Origin of the sequence: Salinimonas sediminis (assembly GCF_003429285.1) — a bacterium.
Taxonomy (GTDB): domain Bacteria; phylum Pseudomonadota; class Gammaproteobacteria; order Enterobacterales; family Alteromonadaceae; genus Alteromonas; species Alteromonas indica.
The window spans coordinates 4,141,862-4,156,228 of record NZ_CP031769.1 but is presented as its reverse complement, the minus strand read 5'-3'; the positions used below and the strand labels follow the sequence as shown (position 1 = coordinate 4,156,228).

Sequence of the window (14,367 nt, the reverse complement as noted above, 5' to 3'; positions counted from 1 at the left end):
TCTGGTCAACACAAACAGCACCTTTAACCGGTTAATCATAGATGCAGGTAAAAGAAAGCGCTTACAAGTTTATCAATAAAATATTAACAATAAGCTGTAAGCGCTTTCATAATACTTTACGAAGATGTTATTTGTAATGCAAGTGTTTTTAAGTTGTTAAAGGCGAGAGTATTAACGCTGTCGGCACGCTTTATTTACACTATGGCGATGGTATTGGCCGTAAAAAGCGTTAGTTATGGCGCCAAAAAAATCTATTACTACGCTATAAAAATACTCAAAATCAGTATCTTAAGTAAACTGTATAGCGCCGGGTCATCACCTGGATGTAATAACTTTGCGCGCGCAGTTTACGGAGAGATACCGGTTATAAAAATGTAGCAAGCAAATTTTAAGCAGTTAAGAAAGTAAAATGTAAGCGCTTGCATTTTGCTTGGGGCGCTCTATACTGCCCAACATACTATTAACACAGGTAGCGCTGCGGAAACTGTTTTAGCTTTTGTTTATCCGCGCGGTTAACTGTCTGTTTTCTAACTCCGGACCCCAATTTTGTATGAGTAATCACGCCCAGTCAGCCCCTTCAGGAGCCCACTCAACAACACGTTTTGCGCTATGGGCGCTGACATCATTGTTTTTCATGTGGGGGTTCATCACCGCGATGAACGATATCCTTATACCTCATTTGAAGTCGATATTTTCGCTTAGCTATACCCAGGCTATGCTGGTCCAGTTTTGCTTCTTTGGCGCATACTTTCTGGTGTCTTTACCAGCTGGCAAGCTGGTAGGAAAAATAGGCTATCAGAAGGGTATCGCGGCCGGGTTAATGACCGCGGCGGTGGGTTGCGTAATGTTTATTCCTGCAGCTTATCTGGCGCAATACTGGATGTTTCTTACCTCTTTGTTTGTATTGGCCAGTGGCATTACCGTTTTACAAGTGGCGGCAAACCCATTGGTCACGGTAATGGGCGATCCAGATACGGCATCCAGTCGACTCACCATGACGCAGGCGTTTAATTCCCTTGGAACTACAGTGGCCCCCATCATCGGGGGAATGTTGCTATTTTCGTCAAATGAGCAGCTCGATGCACAGGGACAAGCTGACCTGGTGGTAGCGCCATATCTTACATTGGCTGCTGTATTGGTGCTTTTAGCCGCAGTAATGGTAAAAATTGCCATGCCATCTCCGCGCGAAGATGACACTGAGTTAGCCACTTCTACAGATAGCTCTGTGCTAAAGCATCGCCACCTGGCGTTAGGGGTACTGGGCCTGTTTGCTTATGTGGGGGCCGAGGTCGCTATTGGCAGTTTTCTGGTTAATTATCTGGGGCTGACTAGCGTCATGGGAATGAGCGAAAGTCAGGCCTCCTCCTATATTGCTTACTATTGGGGCGGGGCGATGATTGGCCGCTTTATCGGGGCATTAATTATGCAAAAAGTTTCGCCTGGCAAATTGCTGGCCGTAAATAGCGTTGCCTCCTGTAGCCTCATCATCCTATCTGTCAGCAGCTCCGGTGGCCTGGCTATGTGGTCTATTCTGGCTGTGGGGCTATGTAATTCCATTATGTTTCCAACTATTTTTAGTCTGGCGCTCAAAGGGCTGGGAAAACAAACTGCTCAAGGGTCTGGCATGTTGTGTCTGGCAATTGTTGGTGGGGCTATTGTACCGCTGGTGCAAGGCGCGCTGGCCGACAGCTTTGGCCTGCAAGTCTCATTTTTATTACCTGTTTTGTGTTATTTGTATATTGCCTACTACGGTTTGGTAGGCTCCAACCCGGTTGTCAGCAAGGAGAACCCCTCATGAGAAAACCGCTATCACGTGCTGTTGGCTTCGCCACTCTGGCACTGGCCCTGGCTGGGTGTCAGCAACCCGCCGAGACCTCAGCCTCGCAGGTCAGCCAACAGACCAATAATGTTACGGTGCCTGACTACTGGCCACAAATCAGTTTTGATACCGCCAACCGTGCAGAGGTTGAAAAGCGCGTAGATGTATTGTTGCAAGACATGACCCTTGAACAGAAAGTTGCACAGCTCATGCAGCCGGAAATTCGCGATATCACTGTAGAAGATATGCGCCGCTATGGCTTTGGTTCTTATCTTAATGGGGGCGGCTCATTTCCGGGTGGTGACAAACAGGCCTCTATGCAGGACTGGGTGGATTTAGCCCAAAGCATGTACGAAGCTTCGGTTGATGATTCACTTGATGGAACGACTATTCCTACTATGTGGGGTACCGACGCTGTTCACGGCCATAATAATGTGATTGGCGCCACATTGTTCCCGCACAATATTGGACTGGGGGCTATGAACGATGCCGAGTTGATTAAGCGTATCGCAACGGCAACGGCCAAAGAGGTTCGCGCCACCGGGATTGACTGGATTTTTGCCCCCACGGTTGCCACCGCGCGCGATGACCGCTGGGGGCGTACCTACGAGTCATATTCGGAGGACCCGGAAATTGTGGGTACCTATGCCCGTGCTATCGTAAGCGGATTACAAGGGGATATCAGCGACGGTAACATTGATGATGAGCATGTTATTTCTACTGTAAAACACTTTATTGGCGATGGTGGAACCAACAATGGTGACGATCAGGGTAATAACCTGGCTGACGAAGAAAGCTTGTTTAAGATTCATGGCCAAGGCTATGTGCAGGGGCTTAACGCGGGCTCGCAATCTGTTATGGCTTCATTTAACAGCTGGCAGGGCGACAAAATTCATGGCAATAAATATCTGCTAACCCATGTTCTAAAAGAAAAAATGGGGTTTGATGGCTTTGTTGTCGGGGACTGGAACGGTCATGGCCAGATTGAAGGTTGTACAAATGAAAGCTGTCCGCAGGCGCTCAACGCCGGCTTAGATGTGTACATGGTGCCCACAGGAGCATGGAAACCCTTGCTGGAAAACACCATTGCCCAGGTAAAGAGTGGTGAAATCAGTACCGAGCGATTAAACGATGCCGTACGCCGGGTGCTTCGGGTAAAAGTACGGGTAGGTTTATTCGACTTACCGTCACCGGCAAACCGTTCTTTGTCTGCTAATGCCGATCTTATCGGGGCACCAGAACACCGTGAAATCGCGCGAGAGGCCGTGCGCAAGTCGCTGGTAATGTTAAAGAATCAAAACAACCTGTTGCCTTTATCGCCCAATCAACGCGTGTTAGTGGCCGGTGATGGTGCCGACAATATTGGTAAGCAAGCAGGTGGCTGGAGTATCACCTGGCAGGGCACGGGCAACCAAAACAGCGACTTCCCGGGCGGTACCTCTATTTATCAGGGTATTGAGCGGGTGGTCAGTGCCAATGGCGGAAGCACCGAACTGGCGGTAGACGGCACATTTAGTGAGCGCCCCGATGTCGCCATTGTGGTGTTTGGAGAAAACCCTTACGCCGAAGGTAACGGCGATATTTCTAACCTGGAATACCAGCGCGGTGACAAGCAGGATGTGGCCTTATTACGCTCGTTACGCGAGCAGGGTATCCCAGTGGTCGCGGTGTTTATTACCGGCCGCCCATTATGGGTAAACCCCGAGATTAACGCCAGTGATGCGTTTGTAGTGGCTTGGCTGCCTGGCTCAGAAGGCCAGGGGGTGGCCGATGTGCTATTCACTAAAGCCAATGGCGAGGTGCAATATCCTATGCACGGCAAGCTCTCGTTTTCGTGGCCGGCCAGTCCCACCCAAACTGTTAACAAAGGCGACGGCCAGACGCCGTTATTCCCTTATGGGTTTGGGTTAAGCTATGGTGAAGAAGACCCAATGGATGAGGCCCTATCTGAACAGGCCAGCGCTGGCGACGTGCTTACCACGCATCCGGTCTTTGTCCGTAGTATCCAAAAACCCTGGCAGATAGTCGTTGAGCATAAGGATGGCCAACAAACCATGAACAGCAATACATTAAACGCCAAGGCAGTTGCTATTCGCACCACCGATCGCAACGTACAGGAAGACGCGCTGGCGATTGATTGGCACGACACTGCAAACGTTAGCTTTGGGGCCAACTTTCCGGAAGATTTACGCGACTTCGACAACGATCATGCGGCACTGATAATGGATGTAAAATACGCCCAGACTGAAAGCCAGGTAAGTCTGCTAATGGCCTGTGGTGACAATTGTGGCGCGACTATCCCACTTGCAGACTATGCGCAGTCTTCGACGCAGTGGCAAACGGTGACAATTCCCACTCAATGCTTTTCCAAAAAGGGAATGAACTTTGCCGAAGTCTTTACGGTGTTAGAACTTAAGGCCGGTGCAGATACTCAACTTACAGTATCTGATATTCGCCTGGTACCAAATGCAAAAGATTTACCTGAGTGCGTACACTAATTGGCTGGCCGCAGTAGGCCAGGCGCGAAACTGACCCACCGCTACATATAGCTGAAAAATCTCAAAAACCCCGGCCCTGTCGGGGTTTTTTATACCTATTAAAACCTAGTGTTTTCAATGTACACACCGTCTTTAGCGTTAATCTTATCGACAAAAAGATGCACCCGCGGTTGAGATAAGTACAATACGCGCCTGATTAATTTTGGTGTCGTTAAAACCTTATGAATATGCGCTCTGCCACGATAGCGGGTGGCTTCCCGATTATGTTGTTTGCCGGTGTCATGCTGGTGGCCACCAATTTACGTGCGCCGTTTACCGGTGTGGCCCCATTGATGGTCGCAATTCAACAGTCGCTGGGTATTAACTCATCTACCGCTGGCTTACTTATCACCTTACCTTTGCTGGTGTTCATGCTGGTATCGCCCCTGGTTCCGGCGGTGTCGCGTCGGTTTGGAATTGAGCGCACCCTGTTTTTATCTTTGGTGCTGATTGCGGTGGGTATTCTGGTACGCTCAATAGGCGGGCTCACCGGGCTATTTGCCGGGACATTATTGATAGGTGCGGGCATTGCCGCGGGCAACGTCATGTTACCGTCGGTGGTGAAGCTGCGGTTTCCGCACCATATTGCCCTGTTAACCTCTTCGTACGTGCTGGCTATGGGAATTATGGCCGCGGCATGGTCGGCTATTATTATTCCGCTCGCCGACGGTGGCGCGCAGTGGCAGTTCGCCTTACTCACCATGGTCGCGCTGCCGGTTTTATCGGCGTTGTTGTGGCTTAACCAATTAAAAGGTAAGGCGAAGCAGGCCCCGGTAGCCCATGAACAACATTCAGCAAAAGCAATATTCAGTCACCGGCTGACCTGGCAGATATGCGGCTTCTTCGGTTGCAATGCATTTTTGTATTATTCGGTGGTTAGCTGGTTGCCGGCCATTGTGGGTGAAGCAGGCTTTAGCGACGCTCAAGCTGGCACTATCCATGGTATTTTTCAATTTGCCAGTGCCTTGCCCGGGCTGGTTATTGTGCCGGCCATGGCCCGATTGAACGACCAGCGTGGATTGTCTGTCTTTATGACTGCGGTTAACCTGTTAGGCTTTGCCGGCATTATGCTGCTGCCTCAACTGGCTTATGTATGGGCTGCGTTGTTAGGCTTTGCAGTAGGCGCAAACTTTATTCTGGCATTGTCGTTTATCGGTTTGCGTACCCGCAATGGTGGCCAGGCTGCCTCGTTATCCAGTGCGGCTCAAACCACCGGATATTGTGTAGCCGCTTCCGGGCCTTTTTTACTGGGTGCTATGTATGACTGGGTAGGGCAGTGGCAACTGGCGCTTATCGTATGTGTCATATTCAGTGTTTGCCAGGCCTTGCTGGGCCTTAAAGTAGGGCGCAATATACAATTGCCTGATACCACCTCGCCAGTGGCCGGTAACTAAGTGACACGCGGTTGCCACAGCCTACAGATGAACCGCATTCAGGTTTACGCTGTATCTGATGTAACCTATAAAAACATAGCGCAGTATAAATATCTCAATTTGTACTGCCATCCTCAACGGCGCGCCTTGTCTTGAATTTTCGTTACGACATAAATGGTTTGCGTGCTATTGCGGTCATCGCGGTAGTACTGTTTCATTTCAATGCTGATTGGCTACCCGGTGGCTTTGCCGGCGTTGATGTATTCTTTGTTATTTCCGGGTTCTTGATGACCAGCATTGTGGTGCGGGGGATAGATACCGGCGAGTTCAACCTGGTGAAGTTTTATATCGCCAGGGCCAATCGCATCGTGCCCGCGCTAGCGTTGCTGTGTCTGGTGATGCTGGTATTAGGCTGGCTCATGCTATTGCCGGAAGAATACGCCGCCCTGGGAAAACATGTGGCAGGAAGCGTCAGCTTTTTATCCAATACCGTGTATTGGCAGGAAGCTGGATATTTCGATGCGGCTTCTCATGAGAAGTGGTTGTTGCATACCTGGTCATTAGCGGTCGAGTGGCAGTTTTACCTGCTCTATCCACTGGTGCTTATCGCCTTGGCGAAGCTCGGCGGCAGCGCGGGTATTAAACGCGGTGTGTTAGCGCTCACTATCGTAGCTTTTATATATAGTGCTTTGACATCTGTTATCTGGCCCAGCGCCTCTTATTATTTGCTGGGAGCCCGCACCTGGGAGTTGTTATTTGGCGGTCTGGCGTATTTATATCCCTTGCCAGCGGCTAAACAGCGCAGCCGTCTTTTCAACCTTGTTGGTATCGCGCTGATTGTTATCGCTTATGTACTGATTGACGAAAGTGTACCCTGGCCAGGCTACATGGCTATGATACCGGTCGCCGGAACCTATCTGGTGTTGATTGCCTCCACGCAAGGCAGTGTATTAACCAATAACCCGGTTTTTCAGCCATTAGGCCGCTGGTCGTATTCAATTTACTTATGGCATTGGCCAGTCGTGGTTTTTGGCTATCGTTATGACATAAATTGGTGGTGGATTCCCGGCATGGCGTTGTGTGTGTTGCTGGGTTTTTTGAGTTACCGCTATATCGAAAATATAAAATGGCGACGAATTCATTCACTTCAGCAAAGCTGGCAAGCTAAACCGCTGTGGCTGGCGGCGCTGGTGATGGTAATGGGGGGGAGCGCGGTCAGTTATCAAGGTTATCCGCAGCGGTTTGATGCGCACATGCAGGCGTTAATCGAGTCGGCCCGATTCAGTCCCTATCGTGACCAGTGTCATTTCAACGAATATCAGCCGCCGAATGAGGCTTGTGAATACTTTGAAGACGATGTTACCTGGGCAATTCTGGGCGACAGCCATGCGGTAGAGCTGGCTTACGCTCTTGCCGAACGCTTGCGAACCCACCAACAAGGATTAAAGCATTATAGCTTTTCAGGTTGCGTACCCTCCTTACTAGAGCAAAATGGCAGTAGCCGCTGCACCCGTTGGTATAGTGAAGCACTACAGGACATTATTGATGATGAGCGAATTACCACGGTATTGATTAATCATCGTTATTCGTGGGCGGTGGCGGGCGATCATGCTCCAGACTATCCCCATGCGCCTGCGGTCGAAAACGAGGCCCGCGCTGCCCGTATATTTGCCGCGCTGGATACCGTGATTAACAAACTTGCCAACGCCAAGAAAACGGTTTACGTGATGTATCCGGTACCTGAAATCAGTCGGCCGGCCACCGCCCTTATCGCCCAGCATTTCGCCTTTGAAGCGCCTGATGCGCCGATGAAAGGCACCACTATGAATTATTACAAGCAACGTAACCAAGCCATATTGACGCATTTACAGGATACCCGATATCCGCCTAACGTGGTTTTTGTCAAACCGACTGAGGCATTGTGTAAAAACGGTCAGTGCAACGCTATTGAGAAAGGTAAGTCACTGTATTTTGACGATAACCACCCCTCAGTGGAAGGTGCCAGAACCTTAATTAAGTTGCTTCCAGAGCAAGCCTTTACCCACCCTTAACAAAACCGTCAGGCGAGGGTATTGGGAATAGCGCAGGCTCCCAAGCCTCAGGTATTTACCGGGGCATTGTAAAAGGTTGTGTGGGGCGCGATATCGGTGCTCACCACACTGCCAGCACCGACTATGGCGCCAGCGCCAATTGTCACGCCCGGTAATACCAGCACATTCGCCCCCAACCACACATTATCCTCGATAAATACCGCCCCGGGAGGATGGCAAAAACCCGCTATTTGGGCGCTGGATATAATGCAGTTAGGGCCGCTAAACACCCCGTTTCCTATTGTTATAGGGGCGTCTCCTAGCAACACATTGTTGTGGTTAATGAAACATCCTTCACCCCAACTCACCCGGGCCGGGGTTTGGCAAAAAAAAGCAGGCTCTACAAATAATGGATGGGGCAGCCTGAATAGCGACTTTAATGCACTGGGGCGAGTAGATGTTGCTGCTTGATTGAACACCTGACTTGGCCTTACACCAGGGCTATCAAAAGACTTCGCCCACTCAATATAGTAAGCCACATCGCCATGGCGACGCTGACAAGGCGGTATTTGCATTGCTGGCGAAGTGTTATACATTTACATCACTTTTTTAAACGGACTAAAAACGGTATCCGATAATATGGAAATTATGCTTATCCGGCATGGTCGGCCCGCCTCAGAACACAATCGTCGACTTTCCAGTGCCGGGTTTTCCCGCTGGGTGCGGGATTATAACCGCGCCGTATTGCATCCGCAAAGCCATCCCCGGTGTCAGCGGGACCTGAAAGATTACTATATTATGAGCAGCAAGTTGCGCCGCGCCAAACTGTCAGCGCAGCGCTATACATCCTATCCGGTAAGGCAGGAAAGTGCGCTGCTCAATGAAATGCAGATACCGCGCTACCGTTTACCGGTTAAGTTGGCCGCCTGGAACTGGATTTATTTGAACCGGGCGTTATGGATGCTTGGACAGACAGGTCCATTTGAGTCATTTAGTCAGGCTCGCGCCCGTATCAGGCAGGCTACAGAGGAGCTTACCAGCAAAGCCGCTGAACATGAAAAGGTATGTGTGTTCGCCCATGCCATGACAAATCGGTTCGTTGCCCGCTACTTACAGCAGCAGGGATGGACAATAAGTGAAAAAGACCACCGTTACTGGGGCATAATTCGGCTGCATCGTTAAGGATTATTTGCTTTTATAAAATAAATCGGCACTAATATAGTGAACTGGATATTGAATAAGTGGTAAAGGTGGGTATTCCCGCCAAGGTTCAGTGAACAGCAAAAGTAACTTAATACTACCCGCCAATGGGTATGCCAAACCGGACAATACCGGTAGCGATAATGAGAATAATAACAATGATGTTAAAGCAAACAGGAAGTGCCAGGGTGTGGCTGAACTGTGCCATTGTGCTGGTTTTTGCAGGCACTCTGCTTACTCTGATTTTTTACCTGAATACCACCGAGCCGGATATTCGGCGTGAACAGCTTAAATTACTCTCTCACCGAATGCAGGAAAATGCTACCCGGGCCGGTTATCAGTGGCAGGTAGAAGGGCGGCCGGTCGCTATTATGCTGTTACATTATGATACGCATAGCAAAGAAACAGGCCGAAAACCGGTAAAAATGGCAACCAATGGGTTGCCGAAAGTGGAGACCGGTGATGATCAGTGCACTCGACTGTGGCAATCACTGGTAAATGAACCTTTGCAGTTAGATGGGTTCAAAGTATCAGCAGAATATATACCCATAGCTGACCATGATAGCCAAACCGGCCCTATTTGCCGGTTTGGGGTTAGCCGTGGCAGCCATTTTGATTACGCCATTAACAGTGGCACAGTGATATTTACAGAATGACGCATCTTATAACGGGTTGCTGGTTTTTTGTACATACTGGGGCGAGTAAGTTTTCACTCACGTCTGACTGTGCAAAAAACACGGGCAAATGCCATGCTTAGCAGTGCTGTTCACTTGCCCAAACCTGCCCCCGTTGTTAAAGTGTGCGAATAGTTATCTTCGTCTTAGCTGGCGCTAAAAATCCTCACCCGAATCAGGTGCCCAGCATTCAGTTACAGGAATTAGCATTTCATGTTTAAAAAGCTTCGAGGCATGTTTTCCAACGATCTGTCCATCGACCTCGGAACAGCTAACACGCTGATCTATGTGAAAGATCAGGGCATCGTACTTAATGAACCTTCAGTTGTGGCAATTCGTCAGGAACGTGCAGGTGGCCCTAAAAGCGTCGCAGCCGTTGGTGCCGAAGCCAAACGTATGTTGGGCCGTACGCCGGGTAATATCCGCGCCATACGGCCTATGAAGGATGGCGTGATTGCAGACTTCTTTGTCACCGAAAAAATGCTGCAGCACTTTATCAAACAGGTTCACGACAATAACTTTCTACGCCCCAGCCCCCGGGTTCTGGTGTGCGTGCCGTGTGGCTCTACGCAGGTAGAACGCCGGGCTATTCGGGAGTCTGCGCTAGGCGCCGGCGCCCGCGAGGTGTACCTTATCGATGAGCCGATGGCCGCAGCTATTGGCGCTGGCTTACCGGTATCAGAGGCCACCGGCTCCATGGTGGTAGATATCGGTGGCGGTACCACAGAGGTCGCCATTATCTCACTTAACGGCGTGGTGTATTCCTCGTCGGTACGTATTGGTGGTGATAAATTTGATGAAGCCATTATCAATTATGTGCGCCGTAACTTCGGCTCATTGATTGGTGAAGCTACCGCAGAGCGTATTAAGCACGAAATTGGTGCTGCTTATCCAGGCGAAGAAGTCAGAGAAATCGAAGTACGTGGCCGTAACCTTGCTGAAGGTGTACCCCGGGGCTTTACGCTGAACTCAAATGAAATTCTTGAAGCCTTACAGGAACCATTAACCGGTATTGTATCTGCTGTGATGGTAGCGTTGGAACAATCTCCACCTGAACTAGCCTCGGATATTTCTGAGCGTGGCATGGTACTAACTGGCGGTGGTGCATTATTAAAAGATTTAGATCGCCTGTTAATGGAAGAAACCGGTATACCGGTCGTTATAGCTGATGATCCTCTAACCTGCGTAGCTCGCGGCGGTGGTAAGGCCTTCGATATGATTGACCTGCACGGCGGTGACTTGTTTACCTACGAATAATGAACAGGCAGCTAACCTGGCAGAGACCTGTTTAATTCAATGGATACCATATTTTCTCGTGGCCCGTCTCTTAACAACCGACTTGCGCTAGCGTTAGCCCTGTCGGTTTTGTTGATCTTTACCGACCACAAATTAGATGCCTTTCAGTCCACTCGTGTGTACCTGAACTCTATAATGAGCCCATTGCAATACCTGGCCAATTTGCCCAGTGTGATGCTGAATTTCAGCGCTCAGCGGTTCACCTCACATCAGTCGCTGGTGGCTGAAAACAATAGGCTGACAGACCAAAACCTGAAAATGAGTGAACGGCTACAGCAATTTGAAGTGTTGCAGGCTGAAAATGCGCAGTTGCGTAAATTGCTCGATGTACCGGTAGAACCCAAAGTACACAAAATGGTGGCAGAATTGATGGCGGTAGATAACAACCCGTTTAGCCAGCAGATTGTGATTAACAAGGGGGCGATTGACGGCGTGTATTTGTCGCAGTCTATTCTGGATGATCGGGGCGTGGTGGGGCAGGTGATGGAAGTAGGCAGTACCAATAGCCGGGTTATGCTGATATCGGATGTGACCCACGCAATACCGGTGCGCGCTGTGCGCAATAACATCCGCTATATTGTCAGCGGTAACGGGGCTTTGGATGAATTGTATTTAGAGCACGTTCCCCACAGTGTGGATATTCAAAAAGGCGATATGCTGATTTCTTCTGGCTTGGGTGATGTATTCCCTGAAGGCTACCCGGTGGCGCGTGTCGAATCTGTACTACGCGATGAAAGCCGGCCCTTCGCCACAGTGAAAGCGCGTCCGCTGGCGCGGTTGGACCGCTTGAAATATTTGCTGCTGTTATGGCCTGACGATGCCCCGCGCCAGCCCGCTAATAAAACCACTAATAAACCTTTAACACCGCAGGAGTAATGGGTTGTGCTAATTAAAACCCGCCATTACGCGGTGATTGTTACCATTTTGATATCTTTGGTATTGCAAATTATGCCTCTGCCTATTCAGGCCGATCTGTACCGCCCTGACTGGGTATTAATTGTATTGGCCTACTGGACCATGGCGTTGCCGCATCGGGTTAATGTAGGCGTGGCGTTTTTGACGGGGCTGGCGATGGATATTTTGTTAGGGACCGCCCTGGGTATTCATAGTTTTGCGTTAAGCGCTGCGGTGTATGTGCTGGCGGCTAATTATCAGCGGCTACGCAACTATTCGGTATGGCAGCAGGCCATTATTATTGGTTTGCTCAGTTCTATGTATCATCTGATGTTATTCTGGTTGCAGCATTTGCTGACCGATATTCCCTTTCAGTTTGCCTACCTTTGGCCAGTGGTGTCTTCAATGGTACTGTGGCCCTGGATGTTCTGGCTGTTAAGAAAAGCACGGCGGCAGCTCAGTATTACCTGATTAATCACAAGGATACATCATGACCATACCGCTGATTCTGGCTTCAGCCTCTGCGCGTCGTACCGCGCTACTTGAACAGATGGGGTTTGCCCACCAACAGTTACCGGTGGATATTGATGAGTCTGGTTTACCGGGCGAGCCCCCCGCCGCGCTGGTCGCCCGTTTAGCTGAACAAAAAGCGCGTGCTGCGTTTGCCCGGTTAGGTCCAACAGAACAGCGTAGCGCCGTGGTATTAGGCAGCGACACACTGATTGCCTATGCAGGTGAAAGTCTGGGCAAACCAGCCGATAAAGAAGATTGTATCGCCACCCTGTTACGGTTATCTGACAATCTGCATCAGGTACTTACGGCTATCTGTGTAGTGAATGCAGCAGACAGCGAGACCCAGATTATTACCACCGAGGTACAGTTCGCCCCAGTCACGCGGGCCGAAATAGAGCGCTACTGGGCTACCGGTGAGCCTGCCGATAAAGCGGGAAGCTATGCAATACAAGGAATTGGCGGACAGTTTGTGAGGTCAGTTAATGGCAGTGTCAGCGCTGTTATTGGGCTACCTTTATACGAAACCAAATGTTTATTACACAAATTCGGGGTGGTGGAATGAGTGCCGAACTACTAATCAATGTAACGCCATCAGAGTCGCGCGTCGCCCTGATAGAAAATGGCATTCTGCAGGAAATTCATGTTGAGCGGCATACCAAGAAAGGTTTGGTCGGCAATATGTATCGAGGAAAGGTAAGCCGTGTGCTACCTGGCATGCAAGCCGCATTTGTCGATATAGGCTTGGAGAAAGCGGCCTTTTTACACGCTTCTGATATTGTGGTGCATAACGAACTGGTGGGAGAAGTATCTGCCAGCCAGATGCAAAAACAAGATATTCGTGAATTGGTTAGGGAAGGACAGGAAATTGTCGTCCAGGTAGTGAAAGATCCCATCGGTACCAAAGGGGCCAGGCTCACCACGGATATCACTATACCCTCCCGCTATCTGGTGTTTATGCCAAGTGTTACGCATGTAGGCGTGTCCCAACGTATCGAAGATGAGTCAGAGCGCGAACGCTTGAAAACGCTGGTGCAGGAATTTTGCGATGAAGAAGGTGGCTTTATTCTGCGCACCGCAGCGGAAGGGGTCAGCAAAACTGAATTGTCTCAGGACGCTGCGTTTTTACGGCGGTTGTGGAACAAAATTCAGCAACGCATGAAAAAGAAAAAGTCGAATGTGTTGTACGAAGATCTGCCCCTGGCCCGTCGCGTTTTGCGTGACTTTGTGGGTACCGAACTAGACCGTATTCGTATTGATTCTAAGCTGTCTTACCAAGAGCTTATTGAGTTCACCAAAGAATATGTACCAGAGTTAAATAACAAGCTGGATTATTACCGCGGTGAACGGCCTATCTTTGATTTGTACGATGTGGAAAACGAAGTGCAGCGAGCCCTTGAGCGCAGGGTAGACCTGAAATCCGGTGGCTATCTGATTATCGACCAAACAGAAGCGATGACCACGATAGATATTAACACCGGGGCTTTCGTGGGCCACCGTAACCTGGAAGAAACTATTTTCAATACGAATATCGAGGCCACTTTAGCTATTGCCCGGCAGCTTCGGTTACGTAATTTAGGCGGGATGATTCTCATCGACTTTATCGATATGGTTGAACCGGACCATAAAAGGCGTGTCTTACATAGTCTGGAAGTAGCAACCGCCAAAGACCGGGCAAAAATTAATATTCATGGGTTCACCTCGTTAGGGTTAATTGAAATGACCCGCAAGCGCACCCGCGAAAGCCTGGAACACGTACTGTGCGGCGACTGTCCGGTATGTAAGGGGCGAGGCACGGTTAAAACTATCGAAACCATTTGCTTTGAAATTATGCGCGAAATTGTACGGGTAAACCGCGCGTACGACGCTGATAAGTTTGTTGTTTATGCTTCACCCAACGTTACTGATGCGCTGCTGGGTGAAGAATCACATATGCTGGCAGAGCTGGAAGTATTTGTTTCCAAGCAAATCAAAGTACAAACCGAGACCTTGTATAATCAGGATAAGTACGACGTCGTCATGATGTAATAGGCT

12 protein-coding genes are annotated in these 14,367 nt (G+C 49.6%); 11 read left to right on the top strand and 1 reads right to left on the bottom strand.

The window, feature by feature from the left end; genetic code table 11:
• Positions 1-550: 550 nt before the first annotated feature.
• The 4 genes from D0Y50_RS18225 (at position 551) to D0Y50_RS18210 (ending at position 7,780) form a co-directional block, all read left to right on the top strand.
• A complete protein-coding gene (locus D0Y50_RS18225) occupies positions 551-1,798 on the top strand; it encodes a sugar MFS transporter (RefSeq protein WP_117318346.1) in 1,248 nt (415 codons plus the stop codon).
• A complete protein-coding gene (locus D0Y50_RS18220) occupies positions 1,795-4,317 on the top strand; it encodes a glycoside hydrolase family 3 protein (RefSeq protein WP_117318344.1) in 2,523 nt (840 codons plus the stop codon). The genes D0Y50_RS18225 and D0Y50_RS18220 overlap by 4 nt, the downstream gene beginning before the upstream one ends.
• A gap of 221 nt (positions 4,318-4,538) precedes the next feature.
• Positions 4,539-5,750 (top strand): MFS transporter, encoded by a 1,212-nt coding sequence (locus D0Y50_RS18215; protein ID WP_147318262.1) that lies wholly within the window; start codon positions 4,539-4,541, stop codon positions 5,748-5,750.
• 131 nt (positions 5,751-5,881) lie between these two features.
• A complete protein-coding gene (locus tag D0Y50_RS18210) occupies positions 5,882-7,780 on the top strand; it encodes an acyltransferase family protein (RefSeq protein ID WP_170145549.1) in 1,899 nt (632 codons plus the stop codon).
• A 47-nt stretch (positions 7,781-7,827) separates the two neighbouring features.
• Here the strand turns inward: D0Y50_RS18210 and D0Y50_RS18205 are convergent, their stop codons facing one another.
• Positions 7,828-8,355 (bottom strand): DapH/DapD/GlmU-related protein, encoded by a 528-nt coding sequence (locus D0Y50_RS18205; RefSeq protein WP_108566706.1) that lies wholly within the window; start codon positions 8,353-8,355, stop codon positions 7,828-7,830.
• A 43-nt stretch (positions 8,356-8,398) separates the two neighbouring features.
• Here D0Y50_RS18205 and D0Y50_RS18200 point away from each other — a divergent pair, with 43 nt between their 5' ends.
• The 7 genes from D0Y50_RS18200 to rng all read left to right on the top strand — a co-directional run bounded on the left by D0Y50_RS18200 (position 8,399) and on the right by rng (position 14,361).
• On the top strand, positions 8,399-8,941 hold the full coding sequence (locus tag D0Y50_RS18200; RefSeq protein ID WP_108566707.1) for a histidine phosphatase family protein: 543 nt from the start codon (positions 8,399-8,401) through the stop codon (positions 8,939-8,941).
• A 161-nt stretch (positions 8,942-9,102) separates the two neighbouring features.
• Complete coding sequence (locus D0Y50_RS18195; RefSeq protein WP_133175113.1) at positions 9,103-9,615, top strand: hypothetical protein; 513 nt, start codon at positions 9,103-9,105, stop codon at positions 9,613-9,615.
• Positions 9,616-9,846: 231 nt separating this feature from the next.
• On the top strand, positions 9,847-10,890 hold the full coding sequence (locus D0Y50_RS18190; RefSeq protein WP_018984381.1) for a rod shape-determining protein: 1,044 nt from the start codon (positions 9,847-9,849) through the stop codon (positions 10,888-10,890).
• A 39-nt stretch (positions 10,891-10,929) separates the two neighbouring features.
• On the top strand, positions 10,930-11,805 hold the full coding sequence (mreC, locus tag D0Y50_RS18185; RefSeq protein WP_108566709.1) for a rod shape-determining protein MreC: 876 nt from the start codon (positions 10,930-10,932) through the stop codon (positions 11,803-11,805).
• Between the two features lie 72 nt (positions 11,806-11,877).
• Positions 11,878-12,294, top strand: a complete 417-nt coding sequence (gene mreD / locus D0Y50_RS18180) for a rod shape-determining protein MreD (RefSeq protein WP_408640707.1) — start codon at positions 11,878-11,880, stop codon at positions 12,292-12,294.
• A gap of 19 nt (positions 12,295-12,313) precedes the next feature.
• Positions 12,314-12,898 carry a Maf family protein gene (locus D0Y50_RS18175; protein WP_108566710.1) on the top strand — a complete coding sequence of 195 codons (585 nt, stop codon included), beginning with the start codon at positions 12,314-12,316 and terminating at the stop codon, positions 12,896-12,898.
• The gene (gene rng / locus D0Y50_RS18170) at positions 12,895-14,361 is read left to right on the top strand and encodes a ribonuclease G (protein ID WP_108566711.1); all 1,467 of its coding nucleotides are present in this window, start codon (positions 12,895-12,897) and stop codon (positions 14,359-14,361) included. Before D0Y50_RS18175 ends, rng begins: the two co-directional genes overlap by 4 nt.
• The last annotated feature ends 6 nt before the right edge of the window (positions 14,362-14,367 follow it).